Annotated in this window: 19 protein-coding genes; 11 read left to right on the top strand and 8 right to left on the bottom strand. The window is 65.6% G+C overall.

Annotation, left to right across the window (positions count from 1 at the left end; genetic code table 11):
• Positions 1-49: 49 nt before the first annotated feature.
• The 3 genes from WP12_RS09555 to WP12_RS09565 are packed head-to-tail and all read left to right on the top strand — an operon-like array spanning position 50 to position 5,308.
• Positions 50-1,186, top strand: a complete 1,137-nt coding sequence (locus WP12_RS09555) for a thiolase family protein (protein ID WP_046193476.1) — start codon at positions 50-52, stop codon at positions 1,184-1,186.
• A gap of 2 nt (positions 1,187-1,188) precedes the next feature.
• Complete coding sequence (locus tag WP12_RS09560; protein WP_046193477.1) at positions 1,189-3,498, top strand: 3-hydroxyacyl-CoA dehydrogenase/enoyl-CoA hydratase family protein; 2,310 nt, start codon at positions 1,189-1,191, stop codon at positions 3,496-3,498.
• 19 nt (positions 3,499-3,517) lie between these two features.
• On the top strand, positions 3,518-5,308 hold the full coding sequence (locus tag WP12_RS09565; protein ID WP_046193478.1) for an acyl-CoA dehydrogenase C-terminal domain-containing protein: 1,791 nt from the start codon (positions 3,518-3,520) through the stop codon (positions 5,306-5,308).
• Between the two features lie 144 nt (positions 5,309-5,452).
• On the opposite strand, the gene WP12_RS09570 is transcribed toward WP12_RS09565, so the two are convergent.
• Positions 5,453-7,003 (bottom strand): methyl-accepting chemotaxis protein, encoded by a 1,551-nt coding sequence (locus WP12_RS09570; protein WP_046193479.1) that lies wholly within the window; start codon positions 7,001-7,003, stop codon positions 5,453-5,455.
• The gene (locus tag WP12_RS09575; RefSeq protein WP_235399079.1) at positions 7,000-7,287 is read right to left on the bottom strand and encodes a hypothetical protein; all 288 of its coding nucleotides are present in this window, start codon (positions 7,285-7,287) and stop codon (positions 7,000-7,002) included. Before WP12_RS09575 ends, WP12_RS09570 begins: the two co-directional genes overlap by 4 nt.
• A 280-nt stretch (positions 7,288-7,567) precedes the next feature.
• Here WP12_RS09575 and rimP point away from each other — a divergent pair, with 280 nt between their 5' ends.
• The 6 genes from rimP to rbfA all read left to right on the top strand — a co-directional run bounded on the left by rimP (position 7,568) and on the right by rbfA (position 13,815).
• On the top strand, positions 7,568-8,128 hold the full coding sequence (rimP, locus tag WP12_RS09580) for a ribosome maturation protein RimP (protein WP_046193480.1): 561 nt from the start codon (positions 7,568-7,570) through the stop codon (positions 8,126-8,128).
• A gap of 7 nt (positions 8,129-8,135) precedes the next feature.
• Positions 8,136-9,734 carry a transcription termination factor NusA gene (gene nusA / locus WP12_RS09585; RefSeq protein WP_046193481.1) on the top strand — a complete coding sequence of 533 codons (1,599 nt, stop codon included), beginning with the start codon at positions 8,136-8,138 and terminating at the stop codon, positions 9,732-9,734.
• Positions 9,735-9,739: 5 nt separating this feature from the next.
• Positions 9,740-9,973: a tautomerase family protein gene (locus tag WP12_RS09590; RefSeq protein WP_046193482.1), complete on the top strand. Its 234-nt coding sequence runs from the start codon at positions 9,740-9,742 to the stop codon at positions 9,971-9,973.
• Positions 9,960-10,703: a DUF448 domain-containing protein gene (locus WP12_RS09595; protein WP_046193483.1), complete on the top strand. Its 744-nt coding sequence runs from the start codon at positions 9,960-9,962 to the stop codon at positions 10,701-10,703. Before WP12_RS09590 ends, WP12_RS09595 begins: the two co-directional genes overlap by 14 nt.
• Before the next feature lie 21 nt (positions 10,704-10,724).
• Positions 10,725-13,295, top strand: coding sequence for a translation initiation factor IF-2 (infB, locus tag WP12_RS09600; RefSeq protein WP_046193484.1), 2,571 nt, complete (start codon positions 10,725-10,727; stop codon positions 13,293-13,295).
• 115 nt (positions 13,296-13,410) lie between these two features.
• Positions 13,411-13,815, top strand: coding sequence for a 30S ribosome-binding factor RbfA (gene rbfA / locus WP12_RS09605; protein WP_046193485.1), 405 nt, complete (start codon positions 13,411-13,413; stop codon positions 13,813-13,815).
• A gap of 64 nt (positions 13,816-13,879) precedes the next feature.
• Here the strand turns inward: rbfA and WP12_RS09610 are convergent, their stop codons facing one another.
• Positions 13,880-14,614: an HPP family protein gene (locus tag WP12_RS09610; protein WP_235399080.1), complete on the bottom strand. Its 735-nt coding sequence runs from the start codon at positions 14,612-14,614 to the stop codon at positions 13,880-13,882.
• Positions 14,615-14,764: 150 nt separating this feature from the next.
• Between WP12_RS09610 and WP12_RS09615 the strand changes: the two genes are divergently transcribed.
• Together WP12_RS09615 and WP12_RS09620 are read left to right on the top strand one after the other, a co-directional pair.
• Entirely contained in the window at positions 14,765-15,361 is a 597-nt protein-coding gene (locus WP12_RS09615; RefSeq protein ID WP_046193486.1) for a thymidine kinase, read from the top strand.
• 49 nt (positions 15,362-15,410) lie between these two features.
• Positions 15,411-15,785, top strand: coding sequence for a DUF6491 family protein (locus tag WP12_RS09620; protein WP_046193487.1), 375 nt, complete (start codon positions 15,411-15,413; stop codon positions 15,783-15,785).
• Here the strand turns inward: WP12_RS09620 and WP12_RS09625 are convergent.
• The 5 genes from WP12_RS09625 to truB all read right to left on the bottom strand — a co-directional run bounded on the left by WP12_RS09625 (position 15,782) and on the right by truB (position 21,191).
• On the bottom strand, positions 15,782-16,735 hold the full coding sequence (locus WP12_RS09625) for a sensor histidine kinase (RefSeq protein ID WP_443027861.1): 954 nt from the start codon (positions 16,733-16,735) through the stop codon (positions 15,782-15,784). The genes WP12_RS09620 and WP12_RS09625 overlap by 4 nt on opposite strands.
• 141 nt (positions 16,736-16,876) lie before the next feature.
• Positions 16,877-17,374 (bottom strand): CcdC protein domain-containing protein, encoded by a 498-nt coding sequence (locus tag WP12_RS09630; RefSeq protein WP_046193489.1) that lies wholly within the window; start codon positions 17,372-17,374, stop codon positions 16,877-16,879.
• 81 nt (positions 17,375-17,455) lie between these two features.
• Positions 17,456-19,804: a polyribonucleotide nucleotidyltransferase gene (gene pnp / locus WP12_RS09635; protein ID WP_046193490.1), complete on the bottom strand. Its 2,349-nt coding sequence runs from the start codon at positions 19,802-19,804 to the stop codon at positions 17,456-17,458.
• 200 nt (positions 19,805-20,004) lie between these two features.
• Positions 20,005-20,274: a 30S ribosomal protein S15 gene (gene rpsO, locus WP12_RS09640; RefSeq protein ID WP_046193491.1), complete on the bottom strand. Its 270-nt coding sequence runs from the start codon at positions 20,272-20,274 to the stop codon at positions 20,005-20,007.
• Positions 20,271-21,191 carry a tRNA pseudouridine(55) synthase TruB gene (gene truB / locus WP12_RS09645; protein WP_084691063.1) on the bottom strand — a complete coding sequence of 307 codons (921 nt, stop codon included), beginning with the start codon at positions 21,189-21,191 and terminating at the stop codon, positions 20,271-20,273. The genes rpsO and truB overlap by 4 nt, the downstream gene beginning before the upstream one ends.
• Between the last annotated feature and the right edge of the window lie 60 nt (positions 21,192-21,251).

The following is a 21,251-nucleotide window of genomic DNA, read 5'->3' on the forward strand; positions in this document are numbered from 1 at the left end:
TCATTCGCGACTGTTGCATAAAGGTCGCGCCGGAGGAGACGGAGGTCCCATGTCGAATGCCGTTATCGCGGGCTATGCGCGCTCGCCCTTCCACCTCGCGGGCAAGGGCGATCTGGCCCGCGTTCGCGCCGATGATCTCGCCGCACAGGTGATTCGCGGACTGATCGACAAGAGCGGCGTCAAGGTCGAGGATATCGAAGACATCATACTCGGCTGTGCCTTCCCGGAGGGCGAACAGGGCCTAAACGTCGCAAGGCTGATTGGGTTGCTTGCCGATCTCCCGCTCAAGGTTGGCGGGATGACGGTGAACCGTTTTTGCGGATCGTCGATGAGCTCGGTTCATATCGCCGCCGGGCAGATCGCGATCGGCGCGGGCGACGTGTTCATCTGCGCCGGCGTGGAGAGCATGAGCCGGGTGCCGATGATGGGCTACAACCCGCTGCCCAGCCCCGAACTCGCGAAGAAGCGGCCCGGCGCTTATATCGGCATGGGCGATACGGCGGAGAATGTCGCGACCCAGTTCCAGGTGTCGCGCGCCGCGCAGGAGGCCTTCGCGGTCGAGAGCCAGAAGAAGGCCGCCGCTGCCCGTGACGGCGGCAAGCTCAAGGACGAGATCGTCGCGATCAAGACCAGGAAGGGCGTCGTCGACACCGATGGCGTGCTGCGCCCCGACACGACCGCCGAAGGTCTCGCCGCGCTCAAGCCCGCCTTCGACGCCAATGGCTCGGTCACAGCGGGGACATCCTCTCCGTTGACCGACGGCGCGGCGGCGGTGCTCGTAACCAGTGAGGAATATGCCAAGGCCAATGGATTAACCATATTGGCGCGGATCAAGAGCGTCGCAGTGTCGGGTTGCGAGCCCGAGATCATGGGCGTCGGCCCGGTATCGGCATCGCGCAAGGCGCTCCAGCGCGCCGGGCTTGCGGTCGGAGATCTCAATGTCGTCGAGCTGAACGAAGCCTTTGCCAGCCAGGCGCTGGCATGCACCAACGAACTCGGCCTCAAACCGGAGACGATCAACCTCGATGGCGGCGCGATCGCGATCGGTCACCCGCTCGGCGCGACCGGCGCGCGGATCGTCGGCAAGGCGGCGTCGCTGCTCAAGCGGGAAGGCGGCAAATATGCGCTCGCCACCCAGTGCATCGGCGGCGGGCAGGGCATAGCCACCATCCTCGAGGCGGTGTGACGATGAGCGGCGCGATAAAGAAGGTCTGTGTCATCGGCGCGGGCACAATGGGCGCAGGGATTGCCGCGCAGGCGGCGAATGCCGGCGTGCCGGTGCTGCTGCTCGACATCGTCCCCAAGGAGGGGGCGAACCGCAATGCGATCGCCGAGGGGGCGGTCGCGAAGATGCTCAAGGCCGATCCCGCCCCCTTCATGTCGAAGGCCGCGGCAAAGCTGATCGAAACCGGCAATGTCGAGGACGACCTCGCCAGGGTTGCCGACTGCGACTGGATCGTCGAGGCGGTGATCGAGCGGCTCGACATCAAGCAGAGCCTCTATGCGAAGCTGGAGGAGGTGCGGAAGACGGGGACCGCCATCTCGTCGAACACTTCGACGATTCCGCTCGGCAAGCTGATCGAAGGCCGGTCCGACGCGTTCGCCGCCGATTTCCTGATCACCCATTTCTTCAATCCGCCGCGCTATATGCGGCTGCTGGAGATCGTCACCGGTCCGAAGACCAGCAAGGAAACCGCCGCCAAGGTCGCCGATTTCGCTGACCGCGCGATGGGCAAGACGATCGTCCGCACGAACGATACGCCCGGCTTTATCGCGAATCGGATCGGTACATATTGGTTGCAGGTCGCGGTTAACGCCGCGATCGACCTCGGGCTGACGATCGAGGAGGCCGACGCGATCGGCGGCAAGCCGATGGGCGTGCCGAAGACCGGCGTGTTCGGGCTGATCGATCTGGTCGGTATCGACCTGATGCCGCTGCTCCAGAAGAGCCTGACCGCGACGCTGTCCGAAGGCGACGCCTATTTCGCCACCGTACGCCCGATGCCGCTGATCGATAAGATGATCGCCGAGGGCTATACCGGCCGCAAGGGCAAAGGCGGTTTCTACCGGATCAACCGCGAGGCGGGGAAGCGCAAGGAGACGCTCGACCTCGTCACCGGCGAATATCGCCTGCCAATCAAGGCGCAGGCTCCGCGCGCGGAGCTCGCCGAACTGATCGCAATGCCGGGGAAGACCGGCGATTTCGCCTGGGCGGTGCTGGGCCAGCTGCTCAGCTATGCCGCGAGCCTGGTCGGCACCATCGCCGACGACATCGTCGCGATCGATGATGCGATGAAGCTCGGCTATAACTGGAAATATGGTCCGTTCGAGCTGATCGATCAGATCGGCGCGGCGGCCTTCGCCAAGCGGCTGGCGGATGAGGGCCGGCCGGTTCCCGCGATCCTGCAAACCGCTGGCGACCGGAGCTTCTACCGCGTCGAGGGCGGCAAGCGTCAATATCTCGGCCTCAACGGGGACTATCACGATCTTGTGCGTGCCGAGGGCGTGCTGCTGCTCGAGGACGTCAAGCGTGCGGGCAAGCCGATCCTGAAGAATGGATCGGCGTCGCTCTGGGACATCGGCGATGGCGTCGCCTGCTTCGAATTCACCTCGAAGATGAACGCGCTCGATGGCGATACGCTCAAGCTGCTCGGCCAGGCGGTCGAGCATGTCGCCACGTCGATGAAGGCGCTGGTCGTATATAATGAGGGCAGCAACTTCTCGGCGGGCGCAAATCTCGGCCTCGCGCTCTTTGCGGTGAACATCGCCGCATGGGGCGAGATCGACAAGCTCGTGACCGGCGGCCAGCAGGCCTATAAAGCGCTCAAATATGCTCCCTTCCCGGTCGTGGCCGCGCCCGCTGGCCTCGCGCTCGGCGGCGGTTGTGAGATCGTCCTTCATGCCGATGCGGTCCAGGCGCATGCCGAAACCTATATCGGCCTCGTCGAATGCGGTGTCGGGCTCGTCCCCGGCTGGGGCGGCTGCGGCGAATATATCGATCGCTGGGTGAAGTCGGGCTTGTTGCCCAAGGGCCCGATGCCCGCCGTCGGCAAGGCGTTCGAGACAATCTCGACCGCGACCGTCGCCAAGTCGGCGGCTGAGGCGAAGGAGCTGCTGTTCCTGCTTAAGGACGACGGCATCACGATGAACCGCGACCGGCTGCTTGCCGACGCCAAGGCGCGCGCTCTTGCGATGGTCGATGGCTATGCGCCGCCGAAACCTCCCGAGTTCCGTCTGCCCGGCGAGAGTGGCCGGGTCGGCCTGAACATGGCGGCGCAGGGCTTCCGCAAGCGGGGCCTCGCCACCGATTACGACATGGTCGTGTCCGATGCGCTGGCGAAGGTGCTGACCGGCGGCGACGCCGATCTCGTCGACGTCGTCACCGAGGAAGCGATGCTGGGCCTCGAACGCGAGGCCTTCATGTCCCGCGTGCGTGATCCGCGTACTCAAGCCCGGGTCGAGACGATGCTCGAAACCGGCAAGCCGCTAAGAAACTGAGCTTCAGGAGCAGGATAAGATGCAAGTCTATGAGGCCCCGCTGCGCGATATGCGCTTCCTCGTCCACGAACTGTTCAAGGATGACGGCTTCGGCGATCTCCCTGCCCATGCCGAGTTCACCCCGGACCTGATCGATGCGGTGATCGAGGAGGCGGCGAAGCTGGCGCAGGACGTGCTGCTCCCGCTCAACGCCAGTGGTGATGTCGAGGGCTGCGTCTGGGAAAATGGCGTCGTCCGCACGCCGAAGGGTTTCAAGGAAGCCTATGCCCAGTTCCGCGACGGCGGCTGGTGCTCGCTCGCGAACGATCCCAAATGGGGCGGGCAGGGCCTGCCCGAGACGGTCAACAAGCTGGTCGAGGAGATGATCAGCTCGTCGAATCTCAGCTTCGGCCTCTATCCCGGGCTGACCCATGGCGGCACCACCGCGCTCAAGGCGCATGCGACCCCGGATCTTCAGGAGCGTTTCCTGCCGAAAATGGTGTCGGGCGAATGGTCGGGCACGATGTGCCTGACTGAGCCGCATTGCGGCACCGACCTCGGCCTGCTGCGCACCAAGGCCGTGCCGCAGGATGACGGCAGCTACAGGATCACCGGCAACAAGATCTTCATCTCGGCAGGCGAGCATGACCTGACCGAGAACATCATCCATCTCGTCCTCGCCCGGATGCCCGACGCGCCGAGGGGCGTGAAGGGGATCAGCCTGTTCGTCGTCCCCAAATATCTGCCCAAGGCGGATGGATCGGTCGGTCCGTCGAACGGCGTGCTGTGCACCGGCATCGAACACAAGATGGGGCTGAAGGCGTCGGCGACCTGCCAGATGAGCTTCGACGATTCGACCGGCTGGCTGGTCGGCGAGCCGCATCAGGGCCTCAACGCGATGTTCACGATGATGAATACCGAGCGCGTCTCGGTCGGCGTCCAGGGGCTGGGCGTCGCCACCGCCGCCTATCAGAGCGCGGTCGCCTATGCGAAGGATCGTATCCAGGGCCGCGCCCTGTCCGGCCCCAAGCGGCCCGATCTCGCCGCCGATCCGATCATCGTCCACCCCGATGTCCGCCGCATGCTGATGACGATGCGCGCCTATAGCGAGGGGTGCCGCGCGCTCAGCCTGTGGGTCGCCCGTGCGCTCGATGCCGAGCGCCATTCGGAAGACCCCGAGATCCGCCAGCGGGCTGAAGACATGACCGCGCTGATGACCCCGGTGGTCAAGGCGCTGCTCACCGATCTCGGCCATGAATCCGCTCAGCTCGGCATCCAGGTCTATGGCGGCCATGGCTACATCCGCGAGCATGGCGTCGAGCAATATGCCCGCGATGCCCGCATCGCGATGATCTATGAAGGCACCAATGGCGTGCAGGCGCTCGACCTCGTCGGCCGCAAGCTGCCCGCGCATGGCGGCCGCTATCTGCGGTCCTTCTTCCATCCTGTGTCGGAGTTCATCGAGCAGCACAAAGCGGTGCCGGGCATGGAGAAAATGGTCGAGGCTCTGGAAAAGGCGTTCGGCGCGCTCCAGCTCTCGACCGCGACGATCGCCCAGAAGGGCATGGCTGATCCGGAGGAAGCGGGCGCCGCCTCGTCCGACTATCTCCGCCTGCTCGGGCTGGTTGCAATCGCCTATCTCTTTGCGAAATCGGCGAAGATCGCGGGCATGAAGAAGATGTTCGGGCAGGATCCCGACGGCTTCTACGCCGCCAAGCTGATCACGGTGCGCTTCTTCTACGAACGCCTGCTGCCGCAAGTCGCAACGCTGTTCACTGCGATTAAGGCCGGCAAGGCGTCGATGATGGACATGCCCGAAGACGCGTTCTGATCGGTTAGACAGCAGTGGTTGAGCCGGGACGCTTTAGCGTCCCGCAAGGCCGAACGGCCGCCTGAGCTTATGCGAGGAAGCCAAGGCCAGCGGATGCTGGCCGCCCGGCGTTTGAGGGCGCCCGCGCTCGCGCGGGCCAAAAGATTACGCCGCCTTCAGCCGATCGATGAAGGTCTTCGTGACCTTCTCCAGCGTGACCGCATGGCCCAGCAGGTCGCCGGCCGCGCCACGGACCTGGCTGGACAGCTTGCCCGCATCGTTGGCGACCGAGGCGACCTGGACGATGCGTTCGGCCATGTCGTCGGCGCCTTCGGCGGTGTGCCGGGCATTGTCCTCCAGCCGCTGTGCGGTGCTGCGTTGTTCGGCGAGCATGTTGCGGATGCCGTTTGCCGCGTCCGCGAGCTGATCGACGACGCGCGAGACATCGCTGAGCGACCCCTCCGCTACCTGCGCGCCCGCATGGACGCCTTCAATCAGAGCGGTGATCTCGGCAGTGGCCCGGGCGGCTTGTCCGGCGAGGCTCTTCACCTCGGTCGCGACCACGGCAAAGCCCTGCCCGGCGGTGCCGGCGCGGGCGGCTTCGATCGTCGCGTTGAGCGCGAGCAGATTGGTGTTCGACGCGATCGACTGGATGCGTCCGGTGAACTCGCCGATGTCGGTCGCCCGCTCGGCGAGCGAACGGACCGCCTTGTCCCCGGTTTCGGAATTGGAGCGCGCACGCGCGCTGAGTTCGGCCTGCTGATCGATCCGTGCGGCGATCCCCGCGATCGATCTGGACAATTCGACGACGCTGCCGGCGACCTCGCGCGCGGCGCGACTGGCGCCGTTGGCGCGTTCGGCCACGGCGGCGCTTTGCCGGCCGCTGTCATTGGCGAGGTCGTTCAGTGCGCTCGACGCCGCCTCGAGCTGGGTGGCGGCGGCGCCGACCGAACTCACCACGACATGGACCGAGCCCTCGAACTGCTCGGCAAGCGCCAGCAATTCCTTCGAGCGGGCGGCTGCGGCGGTGCGCTCGCTATCCTCGCGCCGGGTTCGTTCGACCGCGACTCGTTTGTCGGCATCGGCGGCGGCGGTCAGGGCGCGTTCGGCGGCGGCCTGTGCGGCGCGTGCTTCGACCATCGCAGCCTCGGCCTCGGCGGCCAGCGTCTCGCTGGCGGCGCGCGCGTGGCCCTGGCCGACGAGAACGGCCTTCAGACGGCGAGTCATCAGCGCGAGCGCGATGAATTCGAGGATCACGGCAACGGCATGGACCATCACCCGGCCGATATTGCCGGTTCCGGTGAAGACCCATTCGGGCGCTAGATAGTCGAGCAACAGATGGTGCAGCGCGATCAGCAGGGTCGCAAGCAGCATCGGCCGCCAGTCGCACAACAGCGACAGCGCCGCGAGCGCGACAAAGAAGTACATATGCATGTCCATCTGCCAGCTATGCCCGCGAAAGGCATAAACCAGCATCGCCGGAAGCGCGGCGGCAAGCACGCCCATGACGAGCCGGGCGACGAAGTCGTGCCGCGAGTGAAGCGCCATGTGCACCGGCACGATATTGATCAGGACGGCCATCGTGACGAGTGGCCAGCCGCCCCGGATCAATCCGAAGGCGACGCCGATCGCGAACTGGAGCGCGATGAAGCAGCTGACGATGACGAGCAGCCGGATTCCCCCGACGCGCAGCTGATCCAGTTCGGAGATCCTCATGCTTCTTGTCCCTGTGGGGCTGTGGAGCCGCAAATTATCTCTGGCGCGGCGATCAGCACGATGCCCCGGCGCAGCAAGGCGGTACCCAGCCGCGCACGTTCGCCGCGCACCAGCAACGATCCCGCGACGGGCCCTTGCCCCAACAGCAAAGCGCCCCGCCGGACGGCGAGCCCGGGCAAGTCGGCCCGGGCGCGCGTGGTCAGTGGCACGAGGAGCATCGCGCCCCGTACTGGCGGCGCGAAGGCGAACATGCCGAAGGCGGCGAGCAGCATGAGGAGCTGCACGGCGATTGGCGTCAGGCGAGAGAGAATCAGGGGCCTTTGCGGAATCATGATCCGGCTGTCGGGCAGCTAAGGTTAGCAAATCGCTAAAAAGGCGCGAAAAATTGTTCTGAATGCCGGAAAAGTCGACCATAGCCTTAGTGTCGGCACGATGCGCTTCGCATATTGCCCTGCGCAGCGGCTTCGCCTATATCGCGGCTACTTCTCGACATTGGAAACTTTGCCGGGCTCGGGGGCGGAAGCCTCCGGGACATGAACTGCTGTCTTTTGATACGGAGCCTGAATGGCGGATATCGCCGCACTGACGAAGCTGATCGAGCCCGAGGCCGAGGCCCTGGGGCTCTCGCTCGTGCGCGTTGCCTTCTTCGGCGGCAAGAGCGATCCGACGCTGCAGGTGATGGCGGAGCGCCCGGATACGCGCCAGTTGGTGATCGCCGATTGCGAGGCGCTGTCGCGGCGGATTTCCGAGAAGTTCGACGAACTTGACCCGATCGAGGAAGCCTATCGGCTTGAGGTCAGCTCGCCTGGCATAGATCGCCCGCTGACCCGCGTCACCGACTGGACCGACTGGGCCGGCTTCGACGTGCGGGTGAAGCTCGCCAGCCCGCTCGACGGCCGCAAGCAGTTCGACGGGCGGATCGTTGCCAGCGATGGCGACTCGGTCACGCTCGGTGTAAACAAAATTGGTGAGGTGGTGGTCCCGCTGGCCCAAATCGCCGGCGCGAAGCTGATCCTGACCGACGCTCTCATCAAGGCCACCGCGCCACTCTCCACAGAGGGTGCGGACACGATCATCGAAGATGCGCCGCTCGACGACGCCGACACGACTAAACTGGAAGGATAGACTCGTCATGGCCACCGCCATCACTGCCAACCGCGCCGAACTGCTCGCAATCGCCGATGCCGTCGCCCGCGAGAAGCTGATCGATCGCGAAATCGTGATCGAGGCGATGGAGGACGCGATCCAGCGCGCCGCCCGCGCGCGCTATGGCGCCGAGAACGACATTCGCGCCAAGATCGACGGCAAGACCGGCGATATGCGGCTGTGGCGCGTCGTCGAGGTGGTCGAGCTCGTCGACGACTATTTCAAGCAGGTCTCGGTCGACGAGGCGCAGAAGCTGCAGAAGGGCGCCGTCGTCGGCGACTATATCGTCGATCCGCTGCCCCCGATCGAGTTCGGCCGCATTGCCGCGCAGGCCGCCAAGCAGGTGATCTTCCAGAAGGTCCGCGATGCCGAGCGCGAGCGCCAGTATGACGAGTTCAAGGACCGCGCGAGCGAGATCATCACCGGCGTCGTCAAGCGCGTCGAGTTCGGCCATGTCGTCGTCGACCTGGGCCGCGCCGAGGGCGTCATCCGCCGCGATCAGCAGATCCCGCGCGAAGTCGTCCGCGTCGGCGATCGCGTCCGTTCGCTGATCCTCAGCGTGCGCCGCGAAAATCGCGGGCCGCAGATTTTCCTGAGCCGCGCGCATCCCGACTTCATGAAGAAGCTGTTCGCGCAGGAAGTCCCCGAAATCTACGATGGCATCATCGAGATCAAGGCCGCGGCCCGCGATCCCGGCAGCCGCGCCAAGATCGGCGTCATCTCGCATGACGGTTCGATCGATCCGGTCGGCGCTTGCGTCGGCATGAAGGGCAGCCGCGTCCAGGCCGTCGTGCAGGAGATGCAGGGCGAGAAGATCGACATCATCCCCTGGTCGCCGGATATCGCGACCTTCGTGGTCAACGCGCTTCAGCCCGCCCAGGTCGCCCGCGTCGTGATCGACGAGGAGGAAGAGCGCATCGAGGTGGTCGTCCCCGACGATCAGCTCAGCCTCGCCATCGGCCGCCGTGGCCAGAATGTCCGCCTTGCCAGCCAACTGACCGGCAAGGCGATCGACATCCTGACCGAAGCCGACGCCAGCGAGAAGCGCCAGAAGGAGTTCATGCAGAATTCCGAGATGTTCCAGACCGAGCTCGACGTCGACGAAACGCTGGCCCAGCTGCTGGTAGCCGAAGGCTTCGGCGCGCTCGAAGAGGTCGCCTATGTCGATCTCGACGAGATCGCGTCGATCGAAGGCTTCGACGAGGAGCTTGGCGCGGAGCTGCAGAATCGTGCGCAGGAAGCGCTGGAGCGCCGCGAAGCCGCCGCCCGCGAGGAACGTCGCGGCCTCGGCGTCGAGGACGCGCTGGCCGAGTTGCCTTATCTGACCGAGGCGATGCTGGTCACGCTCGGCAAGGCGGGCATCAAGACGCTCGACGACCTCGCCGATCTGGCCACCGACGAGCTGATCCAGAAGAAGCGCGCCGAGCAGCGCCGCCGTCCGAACAGCGATCGTCCGGAGCGCCCCGAGCGCGCCGAGCGTGAAGAGAACAAGGCTGGCGTGCTGGGCGAATATGGCCTGAGCGAGGACCAGGGCAATGAGATCATCATGGCCGCCCGCGCCCATTGGTTCACCGACGAGGCCTGACGCTCATGCCGTTCGTCGACATCCGCCTCGCGGGCACCGCCACGCGCGAACAGAAGGCCGCCATCGTCGCTGACGTGACGCGGTCGCTGGGCGCGCATCTCGGCAAGTCGGCGAGTGCGGTCCAGGTGAACATCCTCGAACTTTCCCCGGAAAATTACGGGGCGGGCGGTCTGCTCATCGCGGACCATCCCGCCACCGTCGCCACGCAGGAGGTCGCTCCCGCGAATGGCACACGATGATCATCGGGACGTTCCGCTAGCATCGGATGACGGCGGGGAGGTTAGGCCTCCCCGGCCGGAAAAGCATGTACCCGAGCGCAAGTGCGTGCTGTCGGCGGAGCATGGCGCGCGTGGCGACCTGATTCGCCTCGCGCTGTCGCCCGATGGGACTGTGCTGCCCGATTTGCGTGCCAAGGCGGGCGGGCGTGGGGCCTGGATCGGGGTCGATCGCGCGATGCTGGAAACCGCGATAGCGAAGGGTAAGCTGAAGGGCGCACTCGCCCGCGCCTTCAAGACTGGCGAGTTCAGCATCCCGGCCGATCTGCCCGACCGGATCGAGGACGGTCTGCGCCGCGCGGCGCTCGACCGGCTCGGCCTCGAGGCGCGCGCGGGGGCGCTGCTTACCGGATCGGACAAGATCGGCGAGGCCGCCCGGCGCGGGCAGCTCCATTTGCTGCTCCACGCCGCCGACGCTTCGGAAGACGGCAACCGCAAGCTCGATCAGGCGCTCCGCGTCGGCAGCGATGCCGAGGGCAGCGGCCTGCGCGGGGTGGTAATCCCGGCTGAGCGCACCATATTGTCGATGGCGCTTGGGCGGGACAATGTGGTACATATAGGTCTGACCGTGCCGGCTTCCGCCGTGCGCGTCGCTGACGCTTTGGGCCGCTGGTGCGGCTTTATAGGACGTTCGGAAAGCGCTTCAGCCTTGCGGAGTCGATCCGCAGGGTCCATCGGCGCTACAAATTTGTGAAGTGAAGGGTTCGGTTACCAGATGAGTGACAACGACAAGCCGAAACTGGGAATGCGCGCGCCGCTGGGCCTGAAGCGTACGGTCGAGACGGGCCAGGTGAAGCAGAGCTTCAGCCATGGCCGCTCGAACACCGTCGTCGTCGAGGTCAAGCGCCGCCGCGTGCTCGGTGGACGCCCCGGCGAAGCCGAGCCGCAGGTAGTCGAAGAACCGACGCCGGCACCGGCTGCCGCTCCGGCGCCCGCGCCCGCGCCCGCGCCTGTTCAGGCCGCGCCGACGCCGGCTCCCGCCGCGCCGAAGCCTGCGCCTCCCGCGCCGCCCGTCAATACACGCCCGATGACCCCGCTCGAGCGGCGCGAGCAGCAGGCGCGCCTGCTGCGCGAGGCCGACGAAGCCCGCATGACCGCACTTGAGGAGGCACGCCGCCGCGAGGAACGGATGAAGGCCGAGGCGAGTGAGGAAGAGAAGCGCCGCGCCGAGGATAACCGCCGCTCCGAGGAGCAGGCCGAGCGCGCCGCCTCCGAGCCTGCCGTCGAGACCGCCGCAGCGCCGGCGCCGGCCGCAGATGCCGCGCCCGCTGCCGCGCCCGCAGCCGAAGTCCGCAGCGACGGTGTCCCGCCGCCGCGCCGCTTCACGCCAGTTGCCAGCCCCAAGCGTCCCGAGCCCAGCCGTCCGCAGCAGCGCGACCGCAAGGGCGACGATCGCCGTCAGTCCGGCAAGCTCACCGTTACCAAGGCGCTCGACGACGACAGCGGCGCGCGCGCGCGTTCGCTCGCCGCGCTCAAGCGGTCGCGTGAGAAGGATCGCCGCGCGCATCAGTCGGGAGCGGTCCAGCAGAAGCAGGTCCGCGATGTCGCAGTGCCGGAAACAATCACCGTCGCCGAACTCGCCAATCGTATGGCGGAGCGGGGCGCCGATCTGGTCAAGGCGCTGTTCAAGATGGGTATGCCCGTCACGGTGAACCAGTCGATCGACCAGGACACCGCCGAGCTGCTCGTCACCGAGTTCGGCCATAACATCAAGCGCGTTTCCGATAGCGACGTCGACCTGGTGTCGACGCATGATGTCGATGCCGACGAAACGATGGTGTCGCGTGCTCCGGTCGTCACGATCATGGGCCATGTCGACCATGGCAAGACCAGCCTGCTCGATGCGTTGCGCGGTACCGACGTCGCCAGCGGCGAAGCCGGCGGGATCACCCAGCATATCGGCGCCTATCAGGTGCAGGTGGAATCGGGCACGAAGATCACCTTCCTCGATACCCCGGGCCATGAAGCGTTCAGCGACATGCGCGCGCGCGGCGCCAACATCACCGACATCGTCGTGATCGTCGTCGCCGGCGATGACGGGCTGCGTCCGCAGACGATCGAGGCGATCAGCCACACCCGCGCCGCGGGCGTGCCGATGATCATCGCGATCAACAAGATGGATAAGCCCGGCTCGAACGCCCAGAAGGTGCGCGAGGCGCTGCTCCAGCACGACGTGCAGGTGGAAAGCATGGGCGGTGACGTTCAGGAGGTTCAGGTCTCCGCGCTCAAGAAGACAGGTCTCGATGAGCTGATCGGCAAGATCGAACTTCAGGCCGAACTGCTCGAGCTCAAGGCGAATCCCGATCGCGCCGCCGAAGGCACTGTCGTCGAAGCCACGCTCGACAAGGGCCGTGGCGCGGTCGCGACCGTGCTGGTCAACCGTGGCACGCTCCGGGTCGGCGACATCTTCGTCGTCGGTGCGGAGAGCGGCAAGGTTCGCGCGCTGATCGACGACAAGGGCCGCAACGTCAAGGAAGCGGGCCCGTCGCTGCCCGTCGAGGTTCTCGGCCTGTCGGGTGTGCCGAGTGCGGGCGATCAGCTCTCGGTCGTCGAGAACGAGGCGCGCGCCCGCGAGGTCGCGGCCTATCGCGCCAGCGTCATCCAGGCGAAGCGGACCACCTCGGCGCCCGCCAGCCTCGAGTCGATGTTCTCGGCGCTGCGCGAGCAGCAGGCCCAGCAATATCCGGTGGTCGTGAAGGCCGATGCCCAGGGCTCGGTCGAGGCGATCGTCGGTTCGCTCAACAAGATCTCGACCGACCTGATCCAGGTTCGCATCCTGCATTCGGGCGTCGGTGGGATCACCGAGAGCGACGTCAGCCTGGCTGCCGCGTCGAAGGCGCCGATCATCGGCTTCAACGTCCGTGCCAACGCCAAGGCACGCGAGATCGCCACGCGGGACGGGGTCGCGCTTAAATATTATGACGTGATCTACGATCTGCTCGACGAAATCCGCGCCGCGATGGCCGGCCAGCTTGGTCCGGAATATCTGGAGCATGTCGTCGGACGCGCCGAAATCCGCGAGGTCTTCTCGGCGGGTAAGCATGGCAAGGCCGCCGGCCTGCTCGTGGTCGAGGGCTATATCCGCCAGAAGCTGCGCGCGCGCATCCTGCGTGATGACGTCATCATCTATAATGGTGCGATCTCGTCGCTGCGCCGTTTCAAGGACGACGTTCCGGAGGTTCGCGCGGGCCTCGAATGCGGCATTACCCTCGACTCGACGACCGACATCAAGCCCGGCGATATCGTCGAGACGTTCGAGGTCGAGGAACGCGAACGGACGCTGTAGGAACAGAGCGTCATCCCAGCGCAGGCCGGGATCTCAGGAGATATGCGCAGGTCCTCCCTGCCGCCTGAGACCCCAGCCTGCGCTGGGGTGACGCGTCCTTTGGAAAGGCCGCGTCATGCGCCGTAACGAAACTGCCGAAGGCAAGTCGGTCCGCCTGCTCCGCGTCGGCGAGCAGGTGCGCCATGCCCTGTCGGACATATTGATGCGCGGCGACGTGCACGACGATACGCTCGCCAGTCACATGGTGTCCGTGACCGAAGTCCGCATGTCGTCGGATCTCAAGCACGCCACCGCCTTCGTGAAGCCGCTGCTCGGCGCGAATGAGGAAGCGGTGATCAAGGCGTTGCGCACCAACACCGCCTATCTGCAGAGCGAGGTCGCGCGGCGGGTGAACACCAAATATGCCGCGAAGCTCAAATTCCTGGCCGACGAAAGCTTCGACGAGGGCAGTCATATCGACAAGCTGCTTCGCCAGCCCAAGGTCGCGCGGGACCTGACCCGCGACGAGGGCGAGGCCTGAAGTCGTTTCGGCATGGCTGAAGCGCGGAGCTGGTTGGCGCCGCGGTCAGATATGTCGAACAAATCTAGGTCTTTTCGGTCCACCGTCGCGCTACGGCATTATGCTCCGCGGCGTGGAGCAGCTCCTCGAGATCGGCGAGGCCGACGTCGAGCACGTCCGGATAGTCCGCGATCGCCTTGATCAGGTCTTCCCGCGAGAAATCGGCTGAGCTCGCCGGCTCGGCCAGCGCCTTGGCGACATGCGGGTAGCTGTGGCCCGAAAAGCGATGGAAGCTCCAGGCCATGGCGAGCAGCAGCACCGTTCCCACGCCGACCGGGGCCAGGACGAAGCTATAGCCCATATCGTGGATCCCGGGCCCGCCGAGCACCGCGGTCAGCGCGACCGCGCCGCCGGGAGGATGAAGCGATCGCGTTAGCGCCATCGCCGCGATCGCGCCGCCCACCGCTAGCCCGGCCGCAACCATCGGGTCGGCCCCGAGGCGCGCCGCGGACACGCCGACGATCGCCGAGACGATATTGCCGCCGAACACCGCCCAGGGTTGCGCCATCGGACTGGCGGGCACCGCGAACAACAGCACCGCCGCCGCACCGATCGGTGCGATCAGCAGCGGCATGTGTGCACCCGCGCCCGCGAGGCTGCGCACCAGCAGGCCGGTCGCGATGATGCCGATCAGCGCGCCAAGGCCCGAGATCAGCCTGTCGCGCACCGCCTTGTCGGCGGGCACAGCGATCATCATTGCGTGATAGCGCGACCAGCGGAAGCGGACGCGGGGCGTATCCTCGGGAGGCATCTTCATCATGCGCGGCTATCGTCGATGAGGGCGGGCTCCGCCAGAAAGATGTGATTGTCCGCCGCCAATATTGTAGCGTCCGATTCGTTGCATGTTGGGGGCATGGATTGCTTATATCGCGAACATTGTCGGCGCCGCGCCGCGCGCTAGGATAGCGCGATGGCGAAGCTCTATTTCTATTATGCGGCCATGAACGCGGGCAAATCGGCCACGCTGCTTCAGGCCGATTTCAACTATCGCGAGCGCGGCATGCGGACGCTGCTGTTTACCGCTGCCTTCGACGACCGCTTCGAGCCGGGCAAGATCAGCTCGCGAATCGGTCTCGCGTCGCATGCCAATGCGATCGATCCCGAAAGCGATCTGTTCGAGGAGGTCGCCATCGAACTGGCCGAAGCGCCCGTCCATTGCGTGCTGGTTGACGAAGCGCAGTGGCTGACCCGCGCACAGGTGTTCCAGCTCGCGGCGGTGTGCGACGAACTCGACATTCCAGTACTGGCCTATGGACTGCGCACCGATTTCCGCGCGCAGCTTTTTCCCGGCAGCGAAGTGCTGCTCGCGATCGCCGACAATCTTATCGAGCTGAAGGCGGTGTGCGCCTGCGGCCGCAAGGCGACGATGAACCTGCGCGTCGATGCGGAGGGCTTCGCGGTCAAGGAGGGCGCGCAGATCGAGGTGGGCGGCAATGAGCGCTATGTCGCGCTGTGCCGCCGCCATTATGCCGAACAGATGGGCTGGCGGCGCGGCGCGCATCTGTGAATGCCCATGCTCAGGCCCGGTTCAGGCACGCCGGGCTATCCTTGCGGGAATGAAACAGCTGATCATCTTCGCCTGGTCGGCCGTGCTGCTGTCGAGCGCGGCTGTGGCGGCGGATACTGCCCCCGCGAAGGAGCCGCGGCAGGCGCGCATTCCCTTCGCCAATAGTGGCTCGATCGACAATTGGCAGGCGGACGGCCGCCAGGCGCTCTATATCCAGGGGCCGGGCCGGCAATGGTATCATGCCAGGCTCGCCGGCTACTGCCCTGATCTCGATTTCGCCACTGCGATCGGCTTCGAAACGCGCGGCATCGGCGATTTCGACAGCTTCTCGACGATCATCGTGCGTGGCCATCGCTGTCCGCTCACGAGCCTCGTCAAGAGCGGCCCGCCGCCCAGCAAGATAAAGAAGCCGAAGAAGGATTAGTGCGCGGGCAGCCTTAGCCGCGCGACGGTCCGCGTCCCACCGCTCAGGATGAAGCTGCCGCGCAGTTGCCGCGCAAGCATCTGGGCGAGGCGGAGGCCCAGACTGTCGGTGGTGGCGAGGTCAAAGCCAGACGGGAGCCCTGCGCCATCGTCGCTGACATCAATGTCGAGTGAGCCGTCTTTGCGCTGCCACACCTCGATCAGCACCTCCCCCTTTTCCCGACCAGCCAGGCCATGTTCGATGGCGTTCGTTACCGCCTCGGCGACGATCAGCGCCATCGGCACCGCCGCTTCGGGGGCGAGGTCGATATCCTCCGGCGCTTCTACCCGGAAATCGACCCCTGCCTTTCCGCTCGCTTCGACGAGGTCCGCTCCCAATTCGGTGAGAAAGGCCGCAAGATGGAGCTGATCGCCATGCGGATTATAGAGTTGCCGGTGGATGCGGCCGATCAGCGCCAGTCGCCGTGCGGCGTCGTCGAGCGCGAGCCTGGCTGTCTCGTCCGAAATGCCGCGCATCTGCAGCGACAGCAGCCCGCTGACGACCTGGAGATTGTTCGATACGCGATGCTGAAGCTCGCGGAACAGAAGCTCGCCGCGTTCGGCGAGCCGTTCGCTGCGTTCGCGCTCATCGGCAAGCCGGCGGTTGGCGCGCTGCATCCAGTCGATCAGCAGGATATCGATCACCACCACGACCGAATAAAAGCCCAGCGCGAAGACAATGCCACCCGTTATCTTTACCGCGAAATAGGGCGGTATGAAGCAGTACCAGGCGATGAGGCCGCATAGGATACCCGCCAGGATGCCCGGCCGTACGCCGAACAGGAATGTCGACAGGATCACCGCCGGGAAGAAGCTGACATAAGGAAAGCCCGCCGGCAGCAGCGGTTCGGCGAGCATGCGCACGGAGAACGAGACGGCGCAGATCGCGAGCGTGCAGCCATAGGCCAGCATCGGCCGATCACGACCGAGCGGAAGCCGCTCCAGCAACTGGGCCCATGGACTCGCCAAATTTCCCCCCAAACCGGTTCCGGCCATCTAGCCAGTCCCGTGGGGAGGCCGCAATATTCGTAAAACTACAACTACTAATCGAGGTTAACGGCCTTGTAACAATCGACGGCCCCGCAAGTAGATTTCGATGCGATAGGCGGTAAGCACGCCGGCCGCGAAAGCGATGAAGATGCCGCTGACCAGCATTGCGCCGAGATGCCAGCGCGCGTCGCTCAGTTCGACGATATAGTGCAGGATCCAGCGGACCCCGATCAGCATGCCAATGAAGATCAGCGCCGCGGGGGAACTGCGCTGGTTGAGGCGTCCACTTTGCGGATCGAGCCCGATCTCGACCAGCCGTCCGCGTTGCCAGCCGATTGCGCTGCCTGCCGCCAGTCCCAGCCCGATCCATAGCCAGCCGGAAGCGGAGGGCGGAGATGTGACGAAGACCGCCGCGGCGAACAGCATGAAGACGGTGGGAATGATCCACAATGTGCCGAGCCGGAGCCGCTGGGTCTTGCCGATCCTGCGGACGCGGATGACGATCGCCAGCGCGAAGCAGGCGCCGACAAAAATATAATAAGGCCAGTCATGCTGCTCCATGGCATCAGCCTAACATGCTGGCCCGGAACAAAAAAAGGGGAGCATCGCTGCTCCCCTTTTCTTCTTGTTCGGAACTGAGGATCAGTCGTCGTCGCGCTTCAGGAAAGCGGGCGCGAACTCGGGCGCCGGTCCGTCGTCATTGCCGCCTTCGCGACGCGGGCCGCGATCGCCACGGCCTTCGCCGCGGGGACCACGATCGCCGCCGTCGCGACGGGGACCACGATCGCCGCCGTCACGGCGCGGACCACGGTCGCCATCGCGGCGCGGGCCACGATCGCTGCGGGGAGCGCGATCACCACGGTCGCCGCCTTCACGCGGCGGGCGGGTGTCGGGCAGTTCCTCACCGGTTTCCTGATCGACGACGCGCATCGACAGGCGAACCTTGCCGCGCTGATCGATCTCGAGGACCTTGACCTTGACTTCCTGGCCTTCGCTCAGGGCGTCCGAGACCTTCTCGACCCGCTCGTTCTTGATCTCCGAGACGTGGACGAGACCGTCCTTGCCGCCCATGAAGTTCACGAACGCACCGAAATCAACCAGGTTGACGACCTTGCCGTCGTAGATCTTGCCGACTTCGGCCTCGGCGACGATGCCGATGATCCAGTTCTTTGCGGCTTCGATCTGCGCGGGATCGGACGACGAGATCTTGACGGTGCCGTCATCGTCGATGTCGACCTTCGCGCCGGTGGTGGCAACGATCTCACGGATGATCTTGCCGCCGGTGCCGATGATGTCGCGGATCTTGTCCTTGGGAACCGACATCGATTCGATCCGCGGCGCGTGCGCCGACAGCTCGGTCCGGGTCGAGTCGAGCGCCTTGGCCATTTCGCCCAGGATGTGGGCGCGGCCTTCGCTCGCCTGGAGCAGCGCGGCCTTGAAGATCTCCTCGGTGATGCCGGCGATCTTGATGTCCATCTGCATCGTGGTGATGCCTTCGGACGTGCCCGCAACCTTGAAGTCCATGTCGCCGAGATGATCCTCGTCGCCGAGGATGTCGCTGATCACCGCGAAGTCCTTGCCTTCGAGGATCAGGCCCATTGCGATGCCCGAGACCGGACGCTTGATCGGCACGCCGGCGTCCATCATCGCCAGCGAACCGCCGCACACCGTCGCCATCGACGACGAGCCGTTCGACTCGGTGATGTCCGAGGTCAGGCGGATCGTGTAAGGGAACTCCTCCTTGGTCGGCAGCACCGCGTGCAGCGCACGCCATGCCAGCTTGCCATGGCCGACTTCGCGACGGCCCGGCGCGCCGAAGCGACCGACTTCACCGACCGAATAGGGCGGGAAGTTGTAGTGGAGCATGAAGTGCTCGTAACGCAGGCCGGTCAGGCCATCGATCATCTGCTCGCTTTCCTTGGTGCCCAAGGTGCAGGTCGAGATGCTCTGCGTCTCGCCACGGGTGAACAGCGCCGAACCATGCGCGCGAGGCAGGAAATGCGCCTCGGCGACGATCGGACGAACCGTCTTGGTGTCGCGGCCATCGATGCGGCGGCCATGCTTGAGGATTGCGGTGCGGACGATTTCGGCCTCGAGCTTCTTGACGAGCTTGCCGGCGGCCATCTGGTCCTGTGGCGCGGCGTCGGCGAAAGCAGCCTTCGCCTTGGCGCGGACCTCGTTGAGCGCGCTCGAGCGAGCCGACTTGTCGGTCAGCTTGTAGGCAGCCTCGATATCCTTGCCGACCAGCTTCTTGAGCTTGGTCTTGGCGGCGGACAGATCGGCCTGGGGCGCCATTTCCCACGGATCCTTGGCAGCCTTCTCGGCGAGCTTGATGATCGCCTTGATGACTTCGCCGCTCGCCCGGTGAGCGAACATGACGGCGCCGAGCATGACTTCTTCCGAAAGCTCCTTGGCTTCGGATTCGACCATCATCACCGCGTCATGCGTGCCGGCGACGACGAGATCGAGCTCGCCCGCCGCGACCTGCGCGTCGGTCGGGTTGAGGATATATTCGCCGTCGACATAGCCGACGCGGGCAGCGCCGATCGGGCCCATGAAGGGAACGCCGGAGATGGTGAGCGCGGCCGAGGCGGCGATCATCGCCAGGATGTCGGGTTCGTTCTCGCCGTCATAGCTCAGCACCTGGGCGATGACGTTGACCTCGTTGTAGAAGCCTTCCGGGAAAAGCGGGCGGAGCGGGCGGTCGATCAGGCGGGAGACCAGCGTCTCCTTTTCGGTCGCGCCGCGCTCACGCTTGAAGAAGCCGCCGGGGATGCGGCCGCTGGAGAAATACTTCTCCTGATAATGGACGGTCAGCGGGAAGAAGTCCTGCCCTTCCTTGACGCTGCGCGCCGCCGTAACGGCGCAGAGGACGACGGTTTCGCCCAGGGTCGCGAGCACCGCGCCGTCGGCCTGGCGCGCGACGCGGCCCGTTTCCAGCGTGAGGGTCTGGCCGCCCCACTGGACTTCTACTTTCTTCGTATCGAACATCTGATTTCCTTGTCTCCGGACGCCCTATGCGGCCGGGGCCTATGCGGATGGCGGCGCACATCGCGCCTTCGACCATCGCGTGGGGCAGGCCGCTTTCGGCCTGCCGTGACGGGAGCTTATGCCCGCCGTCCCGCCCGGTACCGAATTGCACCAGGCCGGAAATGACGAACGGCCCCGTTTCCGGGGCCGTCCTGAAGGGGTTACTTGCGCAGGCCGAGCTTTGCGATCAGCGCTGCGTAGCGGGAAGCGTCTTCCTTCTTGAGATAATCGAGAAGGCTGCGGCGCTTGTTGACCAGCATCAGCAGACCGCGGCGCGAGTGATTATCCTTCGCGTGGGTCTTGAAGTGCTCGGTCAGGTTGACGATGCGCTCGGTCAGGATCGCGACCTGGACTTCGGGGCTGCCGGTGTCACCCTCGGTACGGGCGTTGTCAGCAATGATCGCGGTCTTGCGCTCGGCGGTAACGGTCATATGTCTTCCTTCGACATCAGGTTAAAGCCCCGCACCACCCAGACCTCATGGTCATCGGCCTCGACCAGCGCGACGGGCGTTTCGCCCTCGATCGCAAGGTTGAGGCCGGTGGGTGCGGCGATCCCGGTCAGCCGGCGTCCCTGGCGGAACGCATGTGCCTGATCGGGGGTGACGGAAAGAGCCGGGATGTCGTCCAGCCCTGCCGTCAACGGCAATAGTGCCGTTTCAAGCCGCCGGGCCTTAGCGAGTTCGTCCAGTTTGTCCAGCGAAATCGCGGGTTCGAGCGTGAACGGCCCGGCCTTGGTGCGGCGGAGCATGGTGACATGCCCCACGGTGCCGAGCGCGAGCGCGATGTCCCGCGCGAGGCTTCGGATATAGGTGCCCTTGGAGACGGTCGCGGAGAGGGTGATCTCGGGCAGTTCGTCGCCTTCTCCGCTATCGGCGGGCGCCTGGACGACGAGCCGGTGGATCGTCACCGGCCGCGTCTTGATGTCGAACGTCTCGCCGGCCCGCGCGCGATCATAGGCGCGCTCGCCGTCTATCTTTAGCGCGGAATAGGCGGGCGGCACCTGCTCGATCGGCCCGGTGAATCCCACCAGCGCCGCCTCAATCGCGGCGCGGGTCGGGCGGACGTCGGATGTCGCAACCGCTTTCCCCTCGGCATCCAGCGTGTCGGTCTGGATCCCGAAACCGATGGTGAAGTCATAGGCCTTGTCGGCGTCGAGCATTCGCCCCGACAGCTTGGTCGCCTCGCCGAGCGCGACCGGCAGCACGCCCGTCGCCAGCGGATCGAGCGTTCCGCCATGACCGACCTTGTATTTGCCATAGCTGCCGGCCTTCAGGGCGCGTTTCACCGCCGAGACGATATCGGTCGAGCCCGGGCCGAGAGGTTTGTCGATGATGAGCCAGCCATGCATGGCGCGCGGCTGTAGACATGTTGCGTCCGTCATGCCAGCGCCGACCCGCCACCGGCCTTT

Origin of the sequence: Sphingomonas sp. SRS2, from assembly GCF_000971055.1 — a bacterium.
GTDB lineage: Bacteria > Pseudomonadota > Alphaproteobacteria > Sphingomonadales > Sphingomonadaceae > Rhizorhabdus.

Coding starts and splice junctions, on each gene's coding strand:
- truB (WP_084691063.1), bottom strand. CDS start 21,191: ATGCATGGCTGGCTCATCATCGACAAACCTCTCGGCCCGGGCTCGACC.
- rimP (WP_046193480.1), top strand. CDS start 7,568: ATGGCGGATATCGCCGCACTGACGAAGCTGATCGAGCCCGAGGCCGAG.
- rpsO (WP_046193491.1), bottom strand. CDS start 20,274: ATGACCGTTACCGCCGAGCGCAAGACCGCGATCATTGCTGACAACGCC.
- WP12_RS09595 (WP_046193483.1), top strand. CDS start 9,960: ATGGCACACGATGATCATCGGGACGTTCCGCTAGCATCGGATGACGGC.
- WP12_RS09630 (WP_046193489.1), bottom strand. CDS start 17,374: ATGGAGCAGCATGACTGGCCTTATTATATTTTTGTCGGCGCCTGCTTC.
- infB (WP_046193484.1), top strand. CDS start 10,725: ATGAGTGACAACGACAAGCCGAAACTGGGAATGCGCGCGCCGCTGGGC.
- WP12_RS09555 (WP_046193476.1), top strand. CDS start 50: ATGTCGAATGCCGTTATCGCGGGCTATGCGCGCTCGCCCTTCCACCTC.
- WP12_RS09610 (WP_235399080.1), bottom strand. CDS start 14,614: ATGATGAAGATGCCTCCCGAGGATACGCCCCGCGTCCGCTTCCGCTGG.
- WP12_RS09560 (WP_046193477.1), top strand. CDS start 1,189: ATGAGCGGCGCGATAAAGAAGGTCTGTGTCATCGGCGCGGGCACAATG.
- WP12_RS09625 (WP_443027861.1), bottom strand. CDS start 16,735: ATGCTGGCCTATGGCTGCACGCTCGCGATCTGCGCCGTCTCGTTCTCC.
- WP12_RS09620 (WP_046193487.1), top strand. CDS start 15,411: ATGAAACAGCTGATCATCTTCGCCTGGTCGGCCGTGCTGCTGTCGAGC.
- WP12_RS09565 (WP_046193478.1), top strand. CDS start 3,518: ATGCAAGTCTATGAGGCCCCGCTGCGCGATATGCGCTTCCTCGTCCAC.
- WP12_RS09590 (WP_046193482.1), top strand. CDS start 9,740: ATGCCGTTCGTCGACATCCGCCTCGCGGGCACCGCCACGCGCGAACAG.
- pnp (WP_046193490.1), bottom strand. CDS start 19,804: ATGTTCGATACGAAGAAAGTAGAAGTCCAGTGGGGCGGCCAGACCCTC.
- rbfA (WP_046193485.1), top strand. CDS start 13,411: ATGCGCCGTAACGAAACTGCCGAAGGCAAGTCGGTCCGCCTGCTCCGC.
- WP12_RS09615 (WP_046193486.1), top strand. CDS start 14,765: ATGGCGAAGCTCTATTTCTATTATGCGGCCATGAACGCGGGCAAATCG.
- WP12_RS09570 (WP_046193479.1), bottom strand. CDS start 7,003: ATGAGGATCTCCGAACTGGATCAGCTGCGCGTCGGGGGAATCCGGCTG.
- nusA (WP_046193481.1), top strand. CDS start 8,136: ATGGCCACCGCCATCACTGCCAACCGCGCCGAACTGCTCGCAATCGCC.